Annotated in this window: 16 protein-coding genes; 6 read left to right on the top strand and 10 right to left on the bottom strand. The window is 47.8% G+C overall.

Annotated elements, in window-relative coordinates; genetic code table 11:
* Positions 1-158: 158 nt before the first annotated feature.
* Complete coding sequence (locus Q365_RS0100355) at positions 159-1,436, top strand: RNA polymerase sigma factor (protein ID WP_035024202.1); 1,278 nt, start codon at positions 159-161, stop codon at positions 1,434-1,436.
* Between the two features lie 22 nt (positions 1,437-1,458).
* Here the strand turns inward: Q365_RS0100355 and Q365_RS0100350 are convergent, their stop codons facing one another.
* Together Q365_RS0100350 and Q365_RS0100345 are read right to left on the bottom strand one after the other, a co-directional pair.
* Entirely contained in the window at positions 1,459-1,809 is a 351-nt protein-coding gene (locus tag Q365_RS0100350) for a YciI family protein (RefSeq protein WP_028021467.1), read from the bottom strand.
* 285 nt (positions 1,810-2,094) lie between these two features.
* On the bottom strand, positions 2,095-2,466 hold the full coding sequence (locus Q365_RS0100345) for an MmcQ/YjbR family DNA-binding protein (RefSeq protein ID WP_028021466.1): 372 nt from the start codon (positions 2,464-2,466) through the stop codon (positions 2,095-2,097).
* 146 nt (positions 2,467-2,612) lie between these two features.
* Between Q365_RS0100345 and Q365_RS0100340 the strand changes: the two genes are divergently transcribed.
* The 4 genes from Q365_RS0100340 (at position 2,613) to Q365_RS0100325 (ending at position 7,627) form a co-directional block, all read left to right on the top strand.
* A complete protein-coding gene (locus tag Q365_RS0100340) occupies positions 2,613-3,788 on the top strand; it encodes a MerR family transcriptional regulator (protein ID WP_028021465.1) in 1,176 nt (391 codons plus the stop codon).
* Positions 3,789-3,796: 8 nt separating this feature from the next.
* Complete coding sequence (locus Q365_RS0100335; protein WP_028021464.1) at positions 3,797-4,336, top strand: GNAT family N-acetyltransferase; 540 nt, start codon at positions 3,797-3,799, stop codon at positions 4,334-4,336.
* A 9-nt stretch (positions 4,337-4,345) separates the two neighbouring features.
* Positions 4,346-5,383 carry a ribosome small subunit-dependent GTPase A gene (rsgA, locus tag Q365_RS0100330; protein WP_028021463.1) on the top strand — a complete coding sequence of 346 codons (1,038 nt, stop codon included), beginning with the start codon at positions 4,346-4,348 and terminating at the stop codon, positions 5,381-5,383.
* Positions 5,384-5,578: 195 nt separating this feature from the next.
* A complete protein-coding gene (locus Q365_RS0100325) occupies positions 5,579-7,627 on the top strand; it encodes a prolyl oligopeptidase family serine peptidase (protein ID WP_028021462.1) in 2,049 nt (682 codons plus the stop codon).
* A 128-nt stretch (positions 7,628-7,755) separates the two neighbouring features.
* Here the strand turns inward: Q365_RS0100325 and Q365_RS0100320 are convergent, their stop codons facing one another.
* The 4 genes from Q365_RS0100320 to Q365_RS0100305 form a co-directional block, all read right to left on the bottom strand.
* Positions 7,756-7,944 (bottom strand): Flp family type IVb pilin, encoded by a 189-nt coding sequence (locus Q365_RS0100320; protein WP_028021461.1) that lies wholly within the window; start codon positions 7,942-7,944, stop codon positions 7,756-7,758.
* Positions 7,945-8,363: 419 nt separating this feature from the next.
* Entirely contained in the window at positions 8,364-8,981 is a 618-nt protein-coding gene (locus Q365_RS0100315; RefSeq protein WP_028021460.1) for a PqiC family protein, read from the bottom strand.
* Entirely contained in the window at positions 8,981-10,609 is a 1,629-nt protein-coding gene (gene pqiB, locus Q365_RS0100310; protein WP_028021459.1) for an intermembrane transport protein PqiB, read from the bottom strand. Before pqiB ends, Q365_RS0100315 begins: the two co-directional genes overlap by 1 nt.
* A gap of 1 nt (position 10,610) precedes the next feature.
* The gene (locus Q365_RS0100305; RefSeq protein WP_028021458.1) at positions 10,611-11,834 is read right to left on the bottom strand and encodes a PqiA/YebS family transporter subunit; all 1,224 of its coding nucleotides are present in this window, start codon (positions 11,832-11,834) and stop codon (positions 10,611-10,613) included.
* A 388-nt stretch (positions 11,835-12,222) separates the two neighbouring features.
* Here Q365_RS0100305 and Q365_RS0100300 point away from each other — a divergent pair, with 388 nt between their 5' ends.
* Positions 12,223-13,116 (top strand): hypothetical protein, encoded by an 894-nt coding sequence (locus tag Q365_RS0100300; protein ID WP_028021457.1) that lies wholly within the window; start codon positions 12,223-12,225, stop codon positions 13,114-13,116.
* A 70-nt stretch (positions 13,117-13,186) separates the two neighbouring features.
* On the opposite strand, the gene Q365_RS25200 is transcribed toward Q365_RS0100300, so the two are convergent.
* The 4 genes from Q365_RS25200 to Q365_RS0100275 all read right to left on the bottom strand — a co-directional run bounded on the left by Q365_RS25200 (position 13,187) and on the right by Q365_RS0100275 (position 20,860).
* Positions 13,187-15,004: a reverse transcriptase family protein gene (locus Q365_RS25200; RefSeq protein ID WP_051563686.1), complete on the bottom strand. Its 1,818-nt coding sequence runs from the start codon at positions 15,002-15,004 to the stop codon at positions 13,187-13,189.
* Between the two features lie 417 nt (positions 15,005-15,421).
* Positions 15,422-17,065, bottom strand: a complete 1,644-nt coding sequence (locus Q365_RS0100285) for an SWIM zinc finger family protein (protein WP_028021455.1) — start codon at positions 17,063-17,065, stop codon at positions 15,422-15,424.
* A gap of 2 nt (positions 17,066-17,067) precedes the next feature.
* On the bottom strand, positions 17,068-20,193 hold the full coding sequence (locus Q365_RS0100280) for a WGR domain-containing protein (RefSeq protein ID WP_162176364.1): 3,126 nt from the start codon (positions 20,191-20,193) through the stop codon (positions 17,068-17,070).
* A 265-nt stretch (positions 20,194-20,458) separates the two neighbouring features.
* Entirely contained in the window at positions 20,459-20,860 is a 402-nt protein-coding gene (locus Q365_RS0100275; RefSeq protein WP_028021453.1) for an NUDIX hydrolase, read from the bottom strand.
* Between the last annotated feature and the right edge of the window lie 103 nt (positions 20,861-20,963).

Raw genomic sequence — 20,963 nt, 5'->3', positions numbered from 1 at the left:
TCATGTTGGAAGGTATCTCCCATTTAGCATTTTTCCGAAACGGCAATTTCTGTATCAAACAAGAGCCAAGATGAATAATCATGATAAGTGGTTAATCCTCAACGGCTTTGAGCCTTGTCATGCGCTATACCTATTGTGTAGATAGACAAGGAATGGTGATGCCAGAGTTGTTAGACCGAATTGATCAGCTGTATCGCGCTGAATCGGCCAAGGTATTGGCGGCGTTGACGCGTATTTTTGGTGTCGAAAATATTGAGCTTGCCGAAGATACGGTGCAGGAGGCCTTTAGCAAGGCGTTGAAGCATTGGAAGGAACATGGCGAGCCAAAAAATCCAGGCGGCTGGTTGATGCAAACCGCAAAGAATCATGCCATTGATGTCATTCGCGCCAACAAAAACAAACACCGCTTTGCTGACGATCTCACTCACTTCCTTGAAAGTGAGTGGACTTTGGCTCGTACAGTGGAGCGAGAGTTCAGTGAAGAGGCGATAAAAGATGACACTCTCAGAATGATTTTCTGGTGTTGTCACCCAAACATGAAGCCAGAAAATCAACTGCCCGTCATATTAAAACTCCTTTGTGGTTTTAGCCTCAATGCGATTTCTCGCGCTTTGTTGGTGCCGGAAGAAACCATCAAGAAACGCCTTCACCGAACGCGCAATCAACTCAAACTGTATGCCTTCAATCAACCTTCACCAGAGCATATTGAGCAGGCACTAGATACGGTTCATGTGTCGTTGTATTTATTGTTTAACGAAGGGGTGTATTGTTCAGATGGTAAGAAAGCGATTGATATCGATTTCTGCCGAGAAGCCATGGCGTTGGTAGGTGTGTTGGTGGAAACACCACATATCGCAAATCGTGAAACACTTGCCTTGTATGCGCTGATGCATTTTCACATGGCGCGTTTGGAAGCGAGAACGGATGCAGACGGCAATCCAATTCCCTTGGACCTGCAAGATCGTGGGCTATGGGATCCAAACAGGGTCGGCATGGGACAACAATATGTGGCGCTTGCGACGTTAAATATGCATGAGACGCTGAGTGATACAGGACGATTTTGTTGCGAAGCCTTGATTGCGCAAGAACACTGTATTGCCAAGACGTTTGAATTGACCAACTGGCAGAAGGTCGAGGCCTACTATTCAAGGTTGATTGATGTGTCAGCATCGCCTATCGCCAAACTTAATCAGGCCATCGCGATCGCTTACCAAGGCGACGAACAGCGAGCTCTTCAGCGGGTTGCCGCCATTCAAGCAAAGCATGGCATGGAACACTCTCATTTACCCTTTGCCATTCTGGCGCACATTCATGCCAAGTCTGGTAATAGCGCAGAGGCTTATCAGTTTGCGGAAGAAGCAAAACGAAGAGGAGGCACTCAACAAGAACAGCAGCTTATGCTCGCTCAGATTGAACGCCTCTTAGTTCGTGAATAGTTTGATACCAACGAACGGCTTATTAACCCATCTTCACGACAGGGCGAATTTCCAATGACACGCCAGGAGATTGGAATATCGGACAGGATTTTCCAAGCTCAGCTGCGTCTTCTAAGCTGGCAGCACGAACAATTGAATAGCCGCTTACCAATTCTTTAAACTCAGCCGCAGCAATATCGGTGACCACCATATCGGTCGTCACGCGCTTGCCTTCGAAATGCAGCGGCGAGCCGCCAGTAACGAGTTGCTCTGCTTCTTGCAGTTTGGTCATCCAATCTTCCCAGCATTTCATCACTGCCGCCATGTCTTCGGTGGATGTGTTTTTCATCCAATCTGGGTCACCGCCTTGGTAGATAAACATAAACTCTTTCATCTTCGTCTCTCCATATTATGAATTGTTGTTGTGAGATTTGGTCTCGTATAGACAACGTTCGAGGGTGACCAAACGGGGACATTTATTTTCAAATATAGGAAATTAATTAGCGAAGAGAGTTACCAATTGCGATAAATCAAGATGTTAAGAATGTATACCCAATAAACAACTCAATAATGACGTGCGGAAGGCGGCATGCGAGACCTTGGATTGTGATACTGGGATCTTCCCGAAGCAAAATGCCAGAGGCTCTGGAGACGGTAACTAACTTTGTGTAAGTCCCTGTTAGCTGGCTTCCTGATTCAGCCCCAGTTCCTTTTGCTTAGCTTTTGTGAGCCCAAGCGAAACCAAACGGTGGGACTCCGTAAGGTAATAATGTAAATCGTCGTCCATCTCAGGTGTACTATCGGTTTGCTGAATCCATTTCATTCCGCGGTTCGCAAAGTAAGGCGCAGGTATGTAGCCTTCGCATTCGCGTAAGAAATAGAAGTTTCGCTCTGATGTTTTGAACGTGAACGCAGGCAGTTTGTCTTTGCTCCAGCCCCCAATAGCAAAGACTTTACCGCCCACTTTCCAGACATGCGCGTTTCCCCACTGCACAACATGCGTAGTCGCCGGTAACGAGCCGCAAAATTGATTAAATTCTTCGTAGTTCATAAAGCCTCTTTGCGAGCACAGGAGTCACTATCCTATTGGTTATTGTCGTTGTCTTCCATCGCTCTTTGCTCTCAAATCATCTTGACCTGTTTACCGCTTTATAGTTCATAATCTGTCCCATCGAAAACATATAGGCTTGTTTCAACATGTATCTGATTTCAGAGTTGGCCGCAAAAGTGGGCGTGTCGCGCACAACCTTACTCTATTACGAAAAACTTGGGCTGCTCAATGGCCAAAAGCTAAGTAATGGGTACCGTCGCTACAGTGAGCGAGACATGCAACGCTTGGTGCTTATTCAACAACTCCAAAGTGCAGGATTAACCTTAAAAGAGTGTCAAAGCTGCCTTGATGTAAAGTTGGACAAGCAAACTCTGGTTGAGCGATTACATCAATTGGAACAAGACATTGAGAAGAAAACGCAAGCGCGTCAATTGTTATTGGGACTACTTGGTGAGCGCTCTCAGAGAGATTTGCACAACCAATTAAGCCAAAGCGCCCCGCTCGAACACTTAAACTGGTTGAGCACGCAAGGGTACAGTGAGAAAGAAGCGCTGCGATTGAAATGGTTATCAAAAGACATGAATGAACATGATGCTTACATGAAAGACTTCATGGAAGTATTTGCACCGCTAGAACGGTGGGGGCCGGGGAGTCAGAAAGACACGTTGAATGCGGTCTCATTCCTGCCGAAAAGTGCGAAGAATATATTGGAAATTGGCTGTGGAAAGGGTTCGTCTACTTTGTTACTGGCTGAGCACTGTGACGCACATATTACCGCCATTGACAACGAACCGATAGCAATTGAGCATTTGAAGCGCCGATTGTCGCAGACAGCAATCGGAGAAAAGGTTTCCCTGACGTGCGCATCCATGACGTCACTGCCGTTCGCAGCAAGCAGTTTCGACGCAATTTGGGCGGAAGGTTGCGTCTATATCATGGGAATGGAAAACGCACTGGCACAATGGAAACCGCTGCTTAAAGACAATGGCATTCTTATGGTGAGTGATCTGGTTTGGCTCACCGATTCGCCAGACGAAGCGTCCAAACAGTTTTGGCAATCCGAATACCCAGATATGCAAACCATAGCGACAAGGCTTAGACAATTTGATGCGATGGGATATGACATCGTAGGGCAATTCTCTTTAGGGCGAGAGGCGTGGCAAAACTACTGGCGGCCACTTCAATGTCGAATCGACGAACTCGCGTCAACCATGGCTGCATCTCAAGCGCTTATCGATATCGGCAATGAAATTGCTATCTATGAGAAAAGTGCCGCCAATGAATTTACGTATCAATACTTTACGCTGAAGTTAAGAGCATGAAAGACCTAATGAATTACTTACTAGCAACGCCTCTGCAAAACGAAGAAATTATCACGCTATTTCGACAAACGTTTGCCAATTCCGAAGGCAAAGAAGAAGGGGACATGATCGCAAAGCTCGTTTCCGATTTTGTGTCCTCGCCATCTAAAGAAGACGATTTACATGTGTTTGTCGCGACTGATGAAACACGTATTGTTGGCAGTATTATTTTGTCGCGTATGCATTTCCCAAAGGGTGAAGATGTCTTTTTGCTATCACCTGTGGCCGTGGCGACTGACTGCCATGGTCAGGGCATTGGTCAGACGTTAATTAACGTTGGTTTAGCCGCGCTCAAAGCGCAAGGTGTCGCCGTTGTCGTGACTTATGGCGACATTAACTTTTATTCTAAAGTCGGTTTTGCCCCTATCTGTGAAACCCAGATCCAAGCACCGCTGACATTGTCCTATCCAGAGGGCTGGATTGCTCAGCCATTGCAGCGTGACAACATTGAGCCTATCAGTGGCAAACCTCGCTGTTCTGCTGCGCTCAACAACCCAGATTATTGGTAAGAAGGTTTTATGCAAACTCCAACATTAATCGATTTAGGTATGCGACCTTTCTTCCAGCAACAACTGACGCTGGAAGAGCTTGAGCATTGTTCGCTTGGGCGCGTGATTGAACACCATAAAACTGAAGTGGTTGTTTTGGCCGGTGAAGACGCCTTGCGGCTCAATCTCACTCCTAACATCGATGGAATTTGTGTCGGGGATTGGGTGGTGTTTAATGATGAGCGACTGCTCCGCGTACTTGAAAGGCAATCCCTATTTCAGCGCAAAGCAGTAGGGAGTGCTCGGGCTCGTCAGCTTATTGCAGCCAACATCGATACCGTATTTGTTGTTAGCTCACTCAACGACGATTTTAGCCTCAATCGAATTGAGCGTTACTTGGCACTGGCAAAGGAAACGAATGTTGAGCCAGTGATCGTGCTGACGAAAGCAGATCTCTGTGCAGATGCAGATGATCTTCGCCAACAAGTGCAAAGTCTGGATTCGCTGTTGAGTGTCTACTGTGTCAACGCGCTTGCGTCTGATGAGCTGGATGCATTGAAAAGCTACTGTCGACGAGGGAGAACCGTTGCCTTTATGGGGTCATCGGGCGTTGGGAAATCCACATTAGTGAATGGATTGCTTGGCAGCGAGCAAATGGATACAGGGGAAATTCGCGAACAAGACAGCAAAGGGCGACACACCACGACGTATCGCGCCATTAAATGGCTTCCTGAGGGCGGTTTGTTGATGGATACCCCTGGAATGCGCGAGCTTCAACTCAGTGATGCAAAGGAAGGCATTAAGCTCACGTTCGCGGAGATTGAGTCGCTAGCAAGCCAATGTCGATTTCAAGATTGCCAGCATCAAAGTGAACCAGGCTGCGCGGTGTTAGAAGCTTTGGAAAATGGCGACCTTTCAGCCAGAAGGTTGGATAACTTCCACAAACTGCTGCGAGAAGAGGCTCATAACAGCGCAACGCTGGCACAAAAACGGGCAAAAGATCGTGCATTTAGCAAGATGGTGAACACGATTCAAGACCAAGCTCGAGCGGGGAAAAAATTCAAGTAAACGACGCGTCCCCTTCACAATATGTTCGAGATGTTATGAAGGGGCCTTTCCTCATTTCTGCTGCTGATTATGGCTCTCGAAAACCACGCGTTTTATTTATTATCAACAATTTGTCACGTTTTTTATTCGACAAACCTGCGCAGTGCTTAGGCGCTTTCGTTATGATGAAACCATCAGCACTGCAAGGAGTAAGCTATGTTTCACTATCCGAAAACGCGTCAAGATGACACGGTCGATTCCTATTTCTCAGTGGATATTCCCGATCCCTATCAATGGCTAGAAGACGATCTAAGTGAAGATACGGCAGAGTGGGTGGATGCGCAAAACACCGTCACTTTTGGTTATTTGCGTTCGCTTCCTTTTCGCGATGCCATCCGTGATCGATTGGAAACGGCCAACAACTACGTCAAAGAGTCTGCTCCGTTTACTCGCGGTGATTTCACGTATTTCTATCGCAACGATGGTCTGCAAAATCAAGCCTTGGTGTATCGCACCCAAGGCACGGCGGAAGATGCCACTGTGTTCCTCGATCCGAATACTTGGAGCGAAGAAGGCACCACATCGTTAGATCAACTTCGTTTTTCCGGTGACGATACGAAAATTGCCTATTCCACCTCAGAGGGTGGAAGTGATTGGCGCACGATTTTCGTGATGGATGCTACGTCAGGCGAGTTGCTGTCCGATAACATAGAGAACGTGAAGTTCTCGGGTATTGAATGGCTAGGCAGCGAAGGTTTCTATTATTCAACCTACGATAAGCCCGAAGGCAGTGAGCTGTCTGCCCGTACCGAGCATCATAAACTCTACTTTCATGCTTTAGGCACCTCGCAATCCGAAGACGAACTGGTGTTCGGTGGAGAGGGGGACCCGAAATATCGCTATATAGGCGGTTACACAACTGAAGATGATCGCTTCCTTGTGATCAGTGGTGCCAGCGCGACGTCTGGCAATATGCTTTATGTGAAGGATTTGCAAGATCCCTCATCGGCGTTGATTTGTTTGACCGAAGACGACAGTGCAGATAGCGATGTGATTGAGCACCACAATGGCGCATTGCTGATTTACACCAACCTAAATGCACCGATGGGACGCGTTGTTAAGGTTGATGCGAGTGCGCCACAACAAGAGCACTGGCAAGATCTGATTGCTGAAACGGGTGACGAACTGAGCATTGGCACAGGCGCAGGATACCTGTTCGTTAGCTATCTGGTCGATGTACAAACACAGGTAAAACAATACCAGTTAGATGGCACCTTTGTGCGTGATATTGCTTTGCCAGGTGTTGGCAGTGCATCTGGCTTTAGTGGGCGCGCAACAGACAAAACGTTGTATTACACCTTTACCAATTACACCACAGCGAGTGATACCTACCGTTTCGACCCAACGACGGGAGAAGCTGAGTTATATCGCCGCAGCGCATGTGTAATAGACAGTACTCAGCTTGAATCTAAACAAGTATTTTATACTTCGAAAGACGGTACAAGAGTCCCGATGATGATCTGTTATCGCAAGGGGATCACGCTTGATGGAAGCCACCCCACTATTTTGTATGGCTACGGCGGCTTCAACATCAGCTTAGAGCCGGCATTCAATCCCAATGTTGCTTCGTGGATTGAAATGGGCGGTATTTATGCCGTCGCGAATTTGCGTGGTGGCGGTGAATATGGAAAAGCATGGCATGACGCGGGCACACAGCAGCAAAAGCAAAATGTGTTTGACGACTTCATCGCCGCAGCGGAATACCTGATTGATCAAAAATACACGTCGTCAGAAAAACTCGCTATTCGTGGAGGTTCAAACGGTGGCTTGCTGGTGGGCGCGTGTATGACTCAACGACCGGAGCTATTCCGTGTCGTATTACCTGCGGTGGGCGTGCTAGATATGCTGCGCTACCACACATTCACTTCTGGCGAAGGCTGGGCGTATGACTTCGGGACGTCTGTACAAAGTGAAGCGATGTTCAATTATTTGCTCGGCTACTCGCCAGTGCACAATGTTAAAGCAGGCGTGAGCTATCCTTCCACTTTAGTGACGACCGCCGATCATGATGATCGTGTTGTTCCCGCGCACTCCTACAAATTCATTGCCGAGCTTCAAGCTAAGCACAGCGGTGAAAACCCAGTGTTGATTCGCATTGATGTTAATGCAGGTCATGGTGCAGGTATGCCGACGCACAAGGTGATGGATTTAACCGCTGACGTGTATGCATTTTGTTTCGATCAGATGGGCGTGACGCCGCGGTAAATTAAAATACGAGATATCGTCACGTATTCAACACAGACAAAAACGCGCCGTTCATGGCGCGTTTTTTTGTTAACTGGTAGTGCTGGTAGGCTGAAGTGGCTTTCGAACGAAGCTAACGCGGACTGACGCTATGTTACATTCGCCGCAACAATGTTGTCCTTAATGGCAATGAAGGCATTTTCTAGAGCCTCAGGCAGCGGACTTCCATCAATAAATCCAGATAAGACAATGAAAGACATCGCGACACCAATGATGGCGTATTCGATGGCTGTCACACCCTCTTCGCTATGAAGGAATCGTCTAAAAGTAATTAACATTTGAAAGTGACTCTCGTTTAAGTGTCTGGTTTTCAGCGTATATCATTGTTAATGAATCGATCCAGTGCTGTATTCAGTCAGTAAGACGCTATGGAACCATGAAGTACGGGGGAAATGTGACTCAAAACTGAGAGTGTGGTATTGAATTTGCGTTGCATTGAGAGGTGATGAAAATCTGATATTAAATACATGCTTATCATCACATTAAATTATATGCATTATGTTTTTATATCAGTGTCTTAAGTCAGTCATTCAGGGGTGAAGCAATCGTTATATTTTTGATGTTCGTCACTCAATAAGAGTGAAGATCAAAATGTATAACGACAATGAGTAACCAGTTGTTTAACGATAAAAAAAGCGTCAACCATGGCGCGTGATTTAATGATGGGAGTCAGGTGCGAAGTCAGTGGGAGATAGGCTCATTGTTTGTTTAGCAAATAGCGAGCAATGTCTTCGTTCACATCAACCCAAGCGCTTTGTAATGCCTGAGTTAACCCCACATATCCATCTTGCTCGAGTGCGACAGACTTATTGAAGGTGTTCTTTATTACCAACTGTTGATCTGCATCGTAAAGCGACCAACTACCGACCACTTCAGCATCGCCGTTCAATCCACCATTAAATCGTTCGACAAAAATACGCACGGCATAACTGGCTTTTTCTGCGGATTCAGATTGCGGGATATCACCGTCTTTTTCTATCAGTACTAACCAATCTGGTAGTTGCTGCGACAATAAATTCGCAGTGGCCGATTCCAGCATGTCGGAGGGCAAAATCGCCCACTGGTGCCAAGTCGCAGCGCGTGCTCGATAGCTGTCTAAACGCTGCACCATGCCGGGTTCGTTAAGCCCTGAATACATGTCGACGTGTTCAATGATGAGCTGAGGTTTCGATGCGGGCGTGGTCACCACCTTATCTTCCGCCACAATGTCGAACTGGTAGTAAGACACTTTGCGCTCAGTCTGTGTTGAGCAGCCACTTAACAACGCGAAAGCGGCAGCGAGTCCAAATCCTGTGAGGGTAAGTTTCATGGTCATTATTCATTCCCTCGGGCTTTGGGTTGCACATCGTCTTCATCAGGTTTATCAAAAATCAGTATGTTTGGATGTTCGCTGAGTTCTTCCGCCAACGGCTGAATTTGCTTCATCAGCACTTCCATGGATTGAATCGCGTTCTGGATGTCGTTATACAGCGGCGATCCCTTTTGATAGCTCTCCAACGTGGTTTGTAACTCTTCCAAGCTGGCGGTGATTTCTTTTGGCACACTCTCGATGTTGGCATTGCTGACGATTTTCTCGGTCGAGCCAGCAAGTGAAGAGAAAGAGGCCAAGGTCTCGTCGATACGCGCGAGGGTTTTCTCGATCTCTAAGGCATTGAGCTTATCGAGGAAGCCAGACATTTGGTCGGTGAGTTGCGTAAAGCCGTCTGCCGTACTTGGGATCACGCTGTAACCGCCGAATGTCGTCGCATAGGGCTTTTCATCGCGCTGATAAAAGTCCACGTTGACGAACAGTGCCCCGGTGACAAAGCTCCCGGTTTCCATGGACGCGCGAAGACCTTTTTCAAGCCAAGAGTTGATGTTTTTGCGCCAAAAATTCTCAGCAAGCGCCACGTTTTTGTTAAGGCGAGCAAACTCGACTTTAATTAATACCGGAATGTCAGTGTTACTTTCTGTCACCAGCACCGGGATGCCATCTTTGCCTTCGTTAAGGGGCACTTCTACCACGGTTCCTATACGGACACCACGGTATTCAACTGGCGCACCGGCGCGTAAACCACGTATAGAATTCTCAAACATGACCACATAATATTGGAAGTCTGGGTAGCGTTCTTCCAAACTTTCGCTGTAGCTTTTACTCAATACGAATTGACTGTTTTCCTCCGCAATCGCGCCCGGATCTTCGCGATCAGGCACGCCAAAGGTAATACCGCCATCGACAAATTTTGTTAATGGGCCTGCTCTCACGCTTAACCCGTCTGCAGACAAGTCCATCTCTAAACCCGTTTCGACCCAGAACAGCGTCTTTTCTGTGATGAGGTTATGGTAAGGGTCTTGGATGAAAACTTGATAGTTCATCACTTGTTCTTGCCAATCAAACGCAGCAGTTTCAATGGTGCCGACGTTGTACCCTTTGAAGTAGACCGGAGAACCCACAGACATCGCATCGGCGTTTGAACTCACTAACCCGTAGCGCTTGCCTTTTAGGTTCATAGACACCAAGGGGGGCTCTGGGAGCACGGTGAATTCATCACTGCTTTCTTCTGCGTTCCCTGGGCGGAATTCAAAGTAAATACCGGAAAGTAGGGTGCCCAATCCACTGATGCCTGATTGATCGATGCGCGGTTGAACGGCCCAAATCTGTGCGTCTTCAGTCAGTAGATCGTTGTAGCGTTTTTCAATTTCCGCAGTGACTTCGACTTTGAGACGATCATCAGTCAGATGGATCTCTGTGATCAGGCCAATGGGCACACTGCGTGTTTTGATTTGCGTTTTTCCGGGGCTAATCCCTTCAGCATTTGGCATCACAATGGTGATCATAGCGCCTTTGTCGTCGAGGTAGGTGTAGACCATCCAAATGCCCAGCACCAACGCAACGAGCGGCACGATCCAAATCTTGGATATGCCTTTGCGTTGCGTGATGACGGCGTTATCTGCCTCTGCCATGTTATTCCTTATCGGCTTGTTTTTGTTCTAAATCCCACAGCAGCTTAGGGTCGAAACTGTGTGCAGCAATCATGGATGCAATCACCATGAGCGAAAAGTACACTGCGCCCATGCCAGGCAAGATTTCCATCATGCCGGAAAGCTGTACCAAGGCGGCTAAAACGGCGACGACATACACATCAATCATCGACCATTTCCCTAAAAATTCGGCGATCACGTAGAGCTGAGTAAATGACAAACGGCAGATATTGACTTGCTTGGTGGCAACCCAACAGAAAAGCGCAAACGCCGCCATTTTTGCGAGAGGGAGCATTACGCTCGCGACGAATATCACCATGGCGATGGGGTAAGACCCGTGTTCAATAAGAACGGCCACGCCGCCGATGATGGTTGAGGGTTCTGGCGAGTTAAGAAACACGGTGATCAATATCGGTGCGATATTCGCAGGGATATACAACAGAAATGCGGTCGCCAACCACGCCAACGTCTTTTGCACGCTTTGCGGATTTCTGGTGTGAACAGCACTGTGACAACGCGGGCATTCAGATTCTTTGGTGATTAAATCGCAGGTATGACACCCACCAATACCCGCATCAATAGCGCGTCCGTTAACGGGGTATTGCGGGTATTCAGAATGATGGGAAATGCTGTCCCATAAATTTTGCCGATTGATCTTGAGCATGGTCAGCAAGAAGAACACGACAAACCCTATGTATGCCCAGAACGACAGCCCCATCCCAATGTCTGCTAACGACGTGATTTTCACTAAACTGACTAGCACGGCGACCAGAAAAATCTCCGGCATGCTCCAATCTTTGCAAAAGAAAATGGCCTTGGTCATTAATATTTGCAGGGCTCTCGGCAACAGCTTTCTGAGCGGCGTGTGTAAGAAAAACGCAAATAACAGCAATGTGGCGGGCAGCAAAGTAATGGTGGCCGCCATTAGTGCGCCCAGCGGCTCGTATTGATGTTTCACCATGACAAGCGACACGTCCATCAAGCCCATAGATTGGACGAGACCCTGGCGAGAGAACGAGATCAATTCAAACAGAAGTGAGCAAAGTAAGAGGATGCTGGCCGTCGTGGCGAAGGCAATCACTTTCTCGTCATCATGTTTTGCCCCTTCCACAACATGTCCACCACAGACACGGCAAACCGCAACTTGATTTTCTTCAAGTTCGGGCACATTTGATACGTGGTCACATAAGTGGCAAACAACCTGCAAAAGACATTTTCCATTACTTAACGACTAGCTTAAGCATTCAATATGTCAGGGGTTTACGCAATGTTGTGCCGCGTATCAATCCCGAGAATGGCGCTAAATAATTGATTGTAAATGTGTATTAATATGCAGCACGGTCAGTGAAATTGGGTGTTTTCCTGCAGTTAATCCTACTTAACCACGACAAAGTGTCTTCATCTACCAAACGGGATGACAAGGATGTCTTGCATTGGCCTGATGCAAACGTCAACACATCACTTTTCTCTTTGATTCTAAGAAAATAGCCACTGCGAAATATATTGAATGCGTATGATCGCCTCGCTTAAAAATAACGATAAGACTTAGAAACTAAGCCAGCGTGACTGGCATTTAGGGATACAAAGGTTTGACTGTGGGAAATACTTGGAAAGAGACCGCGCTGACACGTGGTGATTTATCGTTGATTTTGGTGCCCGGCATCGGCGGGCGTTTGATGGACGTTGTCTACAAAGGCCATTCGTTGTTGTTTACCAACCCAGATCTCATGGGTATTGACGCAGATGCATCAACAGGGGAGTTAGACGCTTTTCCAACACGCGCGAAACATGTGCCTTTCCCTTTGTGGGGCGGCGAAAAAACGTGGCTTGCACCGGAACGCTATTGGCAAGATAAAGGGCCTGATCCCGTGCTCGATTCGGCGGCGTATCACCTTGAATGGCTCAACCCCTATTCAGTAAAAATGACGAGCCTTAAAAATCGTGATGGGCTAGTGATTTCAAGAACGGTGTCGTTGTCTGAGGACGTTCCTGGGCAATGGGAAATACATCATCAGATCACCAATGAAGGCGCCCAAGTGGTAAACGTGGGATGCTGGTCGGTTATGATGTTACAGCGTAACGCAGAAATTGCTTTTGCGCTTAATGAAGCATCGAAAATCAAAACTGATTTTGGCGACTCGGCTAACAACCTCCAAACGGTCGGGAAGCAAAATATCGTGCGTTGCCATGATGACAATGAATTCAAAGTGGGTATGCATCCGGATTCTTCGACGGCGCTGGCCTATCTCCCAATCAAAAACACCTCAACGGGCTTATTACTCACTTCAATTTCTGAAACGCTCTCCGAAGCTGCTGATTATGCGCATGGGCATGCATTGGAAGTTTATAACTCCTCTTCTTATCCCTACTGCGAGCTAGAATGGCATGGGAAAATGGGGACGTTGTCGCCACAAGATTCCGCCACATTGGTGACGACGTTTCGTGTCACTGAATCTGATAGAGAAGCATTCTTGGCTTTACTCTCATAGCCCGAAAAGAAAAACGCGCCAATGATGGCGCGTTTTTGTTGCGGCTCAGGATTGAAAGCGGGATGAGGAATTACATGAAGAAGTAATACATCCAAAAGAGGATTGATGCTGCCAGAGCAATTTTGGCTGTTGTTGAGGTGCGAGATATCGCGACCAGCAATATGATGGGTGAAAAAATGACCGCAAAAATCCAAAAACCAATACCACGCTTTTTCTTGCCTGACTCAGAAGCTGTGTTATCTACGTCCTCTGTTTGCGTGCCTGAAGATGCATCGGAGAGCTGTCTTTGTTCTGCCATTGCTTCACGCTTTTTGTGCTGGATCTGAGCGGGAGTGAACTCCAATTCAGGTGCTGGCTTAATCATCGGTTGCCACCATGTTTCTCTCGGCGCTTCACCTTTTGCCGCTTTAATCCGAAAGAGCTTCTTGTTCAACGCGCTGATCTTGCCTGCTGGTGTCGGAATGTTATGTTGGCGTTTTAAGTGAACCACGGCTTTTTGCAGGGGAATACCTTTCTCAGGGTTCACCATGGCAACAAAGTTGGCGTAGCCCGCCAAACTTTGGAACAACTCTCCGCTTCCCCAGTGTTTATTCTCGGGACCATCCATTTCTACATGGCGCAATACGGCACGAAAACGTTTTAAGGTTTTCCGCTCCACAGACAAGCCATCGTTGACGACCACGCCCGTCACTTCTTGTTTTTGATGCCGACGCATAACGCGTGTTTTGTCGGGGTGAATGACAAAACCTTCGCTGGAAACGATTTGCTTAGAACGCCAGAGCAATGCTTGTACTTTGCTCGCGTCATCGCTTGAAAAGGTCAAATCATCGGCATATCGGGTGTAAGTAAACCCTAGCTTTTCCGCCATACCCAGCAAACGGGCATCAAGTCGTCGACACAATACGTTGGTAATGGCTGGGCTACATGGTGAACCCTGAGGCAGCACGCGTTCACCGACGGCGACATGCCATGTTTTGCCATCCATCTCTAACGCCTGTGTTTCCCGCTTTGTGGCAAGTAAAGCAAACGTGGTGGCAAGCTCTTCGCTGTAACCAAGATTTATGAACATGCCTTTGACGCGTTTGTAACTGACAGAGGGAAAGAAGTCCTTCATGTCCAAATTAATCACAACCTGCTTTTTGACGTGTGGCTGTGCGTTCGAAACAATGCTTTTGCCTGAAACAAATCCGTGTGCGGCATCGTGGATCGCGAGCTTGTTTAGCACATTATCGAGTAACCAATACTGTGAACGCTTCATCCTCGGCATGGGGGCTGAGATCGTGCGTACGCCGCCGGATTTTTTGTTGATGGTAAAGTCTTGATAGTGGGAGATCGTTGACACGTCTTTTTGGTAGCAAAGAAAACGCAGCTCGCTGGTGGATATTCCCATGGCGTCAGCCACTGCACCCGCGTTGTCAAAAACGGGAAGTGCCTGAGAAACGAGTTTTTCCTCGTCTGAGGTTTTGTCTTCCAATCCGGCAGAAACATTATCACCAAGGTACGTGAAAGATGTTTGTTGTTTTGTGTACCACGCGAAGGCCCGTTGATAGCGCGCCGTGTTTCGCTCGATTTTTGTCAGCTCTCGCTTTTCGAGCGCGGCTTTTTTGCGTTCTTCATGAAGTGCTTTGAGCGCTTTTTCAGGATCGGAGTAAAGCGCATTCTCTTTGCTGAGTTCACGTAGCCTGGATTGTAACGCAGAGCGTTTTTGTAGGAACGTGTCTGTCAGGCTGGGTTTGTTTGCGTCTCTTTTCCAAAACCCCAAGCGAATCATCTCGCTCAATATGTATTCGTCTTTTCCAACGCGTCTCACGCGGTCATACAGCTCCTGACGAGTGAGCTTGGGAGACGGGTCTTGAATAGGGGAATCGTTTTGTTGTTCGTTAGACATGGCAAATACCCTCCTTGGCTAAGGAGACATCGGTAGAAAACAGAAAGGTGCAAAACGCGATGAGGGGGATTGGTAGCGCGACAACTTCCTTCGAAGAGTTCTTAGTACTGAGGGAATCAACTCGATGCCGTACGTTACCTATATCGCTCATTGACTTCTTCGAAGTCATACCGCAATAGCGATATAGGTGACAGTACGGCCCAGTTAAGATTGCCTCAGTGACGCGTGGGTAGTCTTTGTACCAGAATGGTGATCCACCATTCGCGATGCAAGGTTCTAACGTCGCGCTACCAAAAAGGGCAGAGTTTGAGTGCATAGCATTCAAACTGCTGAAATTTGAATCGATAGCATGCAGTTCGCGTGTGAACGATTCAAGTGAGTTACAGCGAAAAAGTGATGTCAATCTCGTTATCATTTTCATGCGAGACGCTCCTGAGAGAGCGTGAGTCTCAGGGCTAGCATATGTTCGCATGGGCCTTGCCGAAGTTTGTTTTGATGCCAGAAATGACACTGGCATTCGCCTTTCACCAACCGTTGGTCATTATCGATGCTCAATGCCACGTGATATTCATGGGCGTTGTCCATCACGGTACCAATGAGTTCAGTGCCCTTTTGATCTGATTCCGCCTTATCAATGGTCACGAGCTTTGCTGCCACGAAGTTAGCGGCTTTCTTTTCCCGTTCGTTATTAAAGCGGATTTCATCTAAATTAACGGGCGCGTTATACAGTGCGCGTAATCGGTACACATCCGCTGTCATGTCATACAAAACCAACCCTAACTGACTGTACTGTGCTAGGGCAGATTTTACGGTGCTAAGATCAAGTTGCAGGCGGGTCGCAAGGTTTGTCGCGCTTTCTTGATGTGTTTGTTCTAGTGCTTGATAGACACGCTGGCTGGTCAGTTGATCCACGGTTTCACGCGGGGCAAGCAAATCGAAGTTACCTGCTTGAGACCAATCATTCGCACTCCAGCCTGAAAGTCCGAGTGTGAAAGTGAGTGGGCCCATATTGGCAACGTAGAATGAGGGTAAACCATCATCCATAAGATGAACGTCAAAGTGGTCGGCAATGGGCAATAAGCGCTCAAGAATGAGCAATCGGCGGCGTCCCCAAACACGAATAGAACGTTCTGAGTCGCCTTGGTAAATTGAACGATCAAAGCGAATCACATCGTCCCACGGTTCCATTACAACCTGAATTGGCTTACCTGGTATCAGCTCAAAACGCATTGAGCGAGGGCCGACGCGTTCTTTTTTGCGCTTTAGTTGCAGGCACAGGTTATGAATATCCATGGGCTGCAGGCGAAGCGTCACCATTGGTAGCGTCATTGCAGAGCTGACTTGCAAGAAACCACGAACCCAGCTCTCCGGTAAATCAATTTTCTTTTCGTCATACGCTGCAGCGCCAGAGGTCTGAATATTGAACCCCTCTGGGTCAATTTTCAGCATGGTGGTGCGGTAATCGCGTATCTTCTGAAATTCGTTATACAGTTTGGTCGAGTAATCAATATTGGTGGTGCCATAGGCTTGCTCAGAAACGTTGGCAAACACATCGTATTGGCAACTCAACTTGCCGTAGCTGGATTCATCTTCAGAAAAGCACTCAAAAAAGACCTGGTCAGGGTGAATGGTGATGACAGGATCAAGCACATACCACGCATCCATGTCGTTCTTGTAAAGATACTTAAAATACGCATCTTGCGCTTTGTAGTAGGGAGTCAGCATCTCACCCGCTTGACGGTTCATGTCCCCTAGCTCAGCGCTCACCGTATCAAGTTCCGCTTTCACTTTTCCTGATCGGCTAACGAACTCTGCGAGCATGCGTTCTTCTTCACCCGCTAACCATCGTTGGTATTCTTCGCGGTTTTTCGGCATGAAACGCATGTCTGAAATCACCACATCGTGAAGGCTGGACATGGCTTCTCTAAAACGTCGCTTATCTTTAAGTTCACCAACGAAGAAGGTGGGCGGACGGGATAAATCTGGCGCAAACGACATGTCGGTTTGCTTGGTGTTTGAACCAACGCGAGAAGCATTGGCATAGCGATAGGTCACTTCCATGTTTACTCCTCAAGCTCATGATGCGCGGCATGACGAACGACTTTCAGCTCGACAGGCAGGGCCAAATCGCCGTGGGTTTGTTTTAGGTGCATCATTAGCTTGATGTATTCTGCTTTGTCTTTTTGTACTGAGGTGAGCGACAAGCGCGTCAGCAATTGACTGAGCATGGCTCTTACGGCATCAGAAGTGTTCGCTTGAGCGGTCAAAAAGCGGATGACATTGTCTTTCGCAGGACGTCCCGTGTTAACGCGTGTCAGCACGGAAACGAAATAGGGTTGCAGCGCAACAATCGTGGTTTCATTGTTGCTGGCGTGTTGAGGCAGCAACTGACTGACGAATAGCTCAACGTTAGCGGCTGGATGCTGACTGAGTTGTAAGAGGTACTGCTCGGCATCCCCTTGATCAAAATAGGTTTGCACTAACTCTCGCCCAAAGCGTTGCACTGGCTCCATCACACTGTCACAAACGGCCACGATCTGGTCCGGTGTCCATTGATCTCTCGACAGCGACTCTCTGCAGAAGTTGAATACAAAGCCTTGTGTGTCTTGCCACTCACTTTCCATGACAGAAACAATGTTGTCCATCTGGGCAACGAGTTCGTCAGGTGAATCACCGAAGTATTCCTGTGCATGTTCGCGCAATGCCAGCGTGGGACTGTTGAGTAGCGCGATCCCTTGCTCGGCAGTGAATCGTGAAAAAGGTGTGCGTTCTTCAAAGTGCTCAGACGCAAGCGTATGGGCCATTTCAGAGCGTGCGGTCGCCAGTTTCCATAGACTCTCATTGTGCGTTTCATCGCGTAATAAGGTGCGGCCATGCTTACGCAGAAAATCGAGAAGCTGCTGCTGAAGACTGTCTTCTAGCTTATTGGCGTGCAGTAAGCTCACCATGTGTTCAACAATCGCCTGTTGATTCTTAGCGTTACTTTCGTTGTATGACGAGGCTTTCATTGTCTCGGCAAACACGCTCAGGGTTGCGTGTTGTTGTGCAGGGGCGCATTTCGCCAATGAACCGAGCAAGTAACCGAGTTTGCCTGCGAGCTCGTCGTGGGTCAGCTTTTTCAGCAAAGCGATCGCGAACGCCTGAATATCTTCATCATCAGAGGCTTGAATCGTACTTAATGTTGCTTCTGAGATTTGATGGTAAGCAATCGGCATGGCATCAAGAAGTTTGCATCCGAAAAGTGCAAGGTTGATGGAAGGCGATTGAATCAATACCTCTGCGGTTGCGATATCAGGCAATGATGTCGTGCGCGCATTGGTAAGTTCGTCATGACATTGCGTCATCAACCAGTCAAAGGTCTGTGTAGCATGCTCTTTAGACGTGAAATCTTTTTCGCTGACCACGGAGAGCACGGCTGAGAGCAATGCGGATTTATCGACAAACGTGAATTTGGCTTTTTGCTCTGGCGCGTCAAGCCAAGCAATGACGCTGGTGTGATCGGATAGCGCAATACTTGGGTCGATACACAGTGCATGGGCTATCGCCGTTAACATGTCGTCAAAATCGCGTTTTTGCCCGAGCAGTTCTAGCCCAAGTGAAATGGGCGCAGCCAAACCGCTATTAAACAAAAGAACAAGAATTTCGCTCGTGACAGGTTGGCTGGCGAGTAAATGTTTCAGTCGGGTTGATGCGAAGGCTTGAGAGCGCGTGAATGGCTTTGTAAAAAGGCGAATGACATCATCGAGTGAAAGTGTTTCAAGAAAATCGGTGTTGTCTTCGAGCGCGCGAATCGCAAAGTCTGAAATAGGTTCACAGGCCGTGCGACAAGCAATGCGAAGCAAGCTGTCAGGTGCAGTGTTCCAGCGTTCTGGGAATGCATCACCCCGACCGTCAAAATGCGTGTCAGGGTCGAAGCGCCAAATACCACGGCGGTTTTTTGAATAGGCAGGGTTGTTGGCACGAAGCAAGGTGTTCAACGCCGCGCAGTGTGCGTACTCGTCGTAATGAAGTGTCGCGATCAATTGGCGACGCCAGTTTTCGTCCCATCGGTATTGTGGGGTTGAGCGCGCGGGTTTTGCATGGTCGGCGTTGTATTGCAGTAGCGTCGCTTCGGCGAGCTCAATAAAGCGATCGCTTTGCGACACACCCAAACGCTTAAGCACCCGAGAATAGCGAGAAACAAGGTATCGATGCGTTTTTTGTGAATGAGCAAGACGTGCGTGATCGGATGCCAATTCTTCTTCTACATTCAAGCGCCCGTGTTCGTTGTAGAGTACGCGCCACTCCCGATTGAAATGGGGTTTGCTTTGCTCCAACCGAATACTCAATGCACTAAATACCTCAACATCCATTCTGAATTCGCTCATCTTGAGCAAGTAGCGGACGCCGCGGAATGCACCGGGTGTAAAAGGAATCTTGGGTAGAATATCGAGCAGAGCGCGGCGAATGTTTTTATCGACGAGCGCCTGCAAATACGCGGTTTTCAATAATGGGCCGATCGGGACGCTGGTGGCGCGTTTAGTGTCCGCGTCGTTAAACAGAGACAAGGATTTCTTCAACGCTTCAGGCGTGATGTCGTCTTGATTAGTTCGCAGTGATTGGTAGCGCTCTTTTCTTTCGTTTTCTGGCGTTAGCGCAAAGATGACTTCTACAGCAAGCTGCGCCAACATTTCATTGTTGTGGCGCAAATAAGGCGTGATGAGGTTGATCTGAGCTTCGTCGCCAATCCGTCCTAAGGTCCATAACATGGTGTATTCATGTAAGTCGGATTTTTGTCCCAAAAAAGTGGATACCAGTGCGGCTGCTTCTTCATTTTTCTCTGGTGGCAATCGCCATACTTGACGGGCCCGCGCATCTGGGTGCTTTTCATGTCGAATACGATCGAGTAATGACGCACTATTGGTAGGAGCCGATATCGGATCTTTTGATGGTGAAGACGGGGACAGGCTATCGCGATAACCTTTGTTCGTTTTGGAGATGACAACGGAATCAAACAGCTTTTGTGCTTTTTCCAGCGAAACGGGAGCAGACGTTTTAGTGCCCTCACGTAAGTTGGCACCGCGACGACCATAACGGAAGTTCACTAAGTACTTTGCGTTATCATCTGTACTGCCCGTGTCGACTAAATCAACTTCGTAGACTTTGTCTGAATTTCCATCCTGAAAAAACAAACGTGATTTCTGTATCAACCTCATTCCCTGTCTCACTCGATTTAACAAGTTACGACAACCGTACCACAGTGATATTTTCAGAGAACCAGCAGGATAGTTAAAATCTCGAAAAATCACAAAGATGGGAATCAACCGTGTTTATTGACAGGGCATATTCATGAGGAAAAGCCAACGTGTCTTGCGGTTAAATAAAAGAAATTGAGTATCAGGGAGCGTTCCGAACTTTATCGTCATAACCCGCATAAAAAAACGCGCCTTGCGGGCGCGTTTTTATCGCAAACTATTATTGCGTGATATGGCCTTGCTGAATCAGCCACTCAAGGGCAATCCAAGCGGCTTTAGAAGTAACGGCTTCGTCCGCTGCACCCAAGTACGCCAACTCTTCAATTTCCGAATCCGCGACTAACTCGCCCGTGAAATCACCGAAGTAACAGGTTAATTGCACTGACACGCCTTCCGCTTTGCCATCAGCAGGGCCTGTGAAAGTCTCTACATATTTCAGGCTTTCAGGCACTAGATCGACAGACAGTTCTTCTTTGATTTCGCGGATCAGCGCTTGCTCATCGGTTTCGCCCGCCTCACGTTTGCCACCCGGTAGATAGAAAAGCGATTTTCCTTTTGAACGTACGGCCAAAAGTTTGCCGTCTTTAATCGTTAGCCAAGCCAGTTTATCAATCAGTTTCATTGTCTTCGTCATTTGTTATGTGTTGTTGGAATGGATTATGGCATGGAGTGCTGGCGTTGTGAGAGAAGAAAAGCACGGGGCAAGCGGCAAATTGAATCACGAA

Source organism: Enterovibrio calviensis DSM 14347 (assembly GCF_000621165.1).
Classification (GTDB): domain Bacteria; phylum Pseudomonadota; class Gammaproteobacteria; order Enterobacterales; family Vibrionaceae; genus Enterovibrio; species Enterovibrio calviensis.
Note: the sequence above shows the minus strand (reverse complement) of the source record. Positions and strands in the feature narration are given on the sequence as shown.

What these genes read in the sequence shown, in the direction of transcription:
- Q365_RS0100355 (WP_035024202.1), top strand. Translation starts at nt 159, where the DNA reads ATGCCAGAGTTGTTAGACCGAATTGATCAGCTGTATCGCGCTGAATCG.
- Q365_RS0100350 (WP_028021467.1), bottom strand. Translation starts at nt 1,809, where the DNA reads ATGAAAGAGTTTATGTTTATCTACCAAGGCGGTGACCCAGATTGGATG.
- Q365_RS0100345 (WP_028021466.1), bottom strand. Translation starts at nt 2,466, where the DNA reads ATGAACTACGAAGAATTTAATCAATTTTGCGGCTCGTTACCGGCGACT.
- Q365_RS0100340 (WP_028021465.1), top strand. Translation starts at nt 2,613, where the DNA reads ATGTATCTGATTTCAGAGTTGGCCGCAAAAGTGGGCGTGTCGCGCACA.
- Q365_RS0100335 (WP_028021464.1), top strand. Translation starts at nt 3,797, where the DNA reads ATGAATTACTTACTAGCAACGCCTCTGCAAAACGAAGAAATTATCACG.
- rsgA (WP_028021463.1), top strand. Translation starts at nt 4,346, where the DNA reads ATGCAAACTCCAACATTAATCGATTTAGGTATGCGACCTTTCTTCCAG.
- Q365_RS0100325 (WP_028021462.1), top strand. Translation starts at nt 5,579, where the DNA reads ATGTTTCACTATCCGAAAACGCGTCAAGATGACACGGTCGATTCCTAT.
- Q365_RS0100320 (WP_028021461.1), bottom strand. Translation starts at nt 7,944, where the DNA reads ATGTTAATTACTTTTAGACGATTCCTTCATAGCGAAGAGGGTGTGACA.
- Q365_RS0100315 (WP_028021460.1), bottom strand. Translation starts at nt 8,981, where the DNA reads ATGACCATGAAACTTACCCTCACAGGATTTGGACTCGCTGCCGCTTTC.
- pqiB (WP_028021459.1), bottom strand. Translation starts at nt 10,609, where the DNA reads ATGGCAGAGGCAGATAACGCCGTCATCACGCAACGCAAAGGCATATCC.
- Q365_RS25200 (WP_051563686.1), bottom strand. Translation starts at nt 15,004, where the DNA reads ATGTCTAACGAACAACAAAACGATTCCCCTATTCAAGACCCGTCTCCC.
- Q365_RS0100285 (WP_028021455.1), bottom strand. Translation starts at nt 17,065, where the DNA reads ATGGAAGTGACCTATCGCTATGCCAATGCTTCTCGCGTTGGTTCAAAC.
- Q365_RS0100275 (WP_028021453.1), bottom strand. Translation starts at nt 20,860, where the DNA reads ATGAAACTGATTGATAAACTGGCTTGGCTAACGATTAAAGACGGCAAA.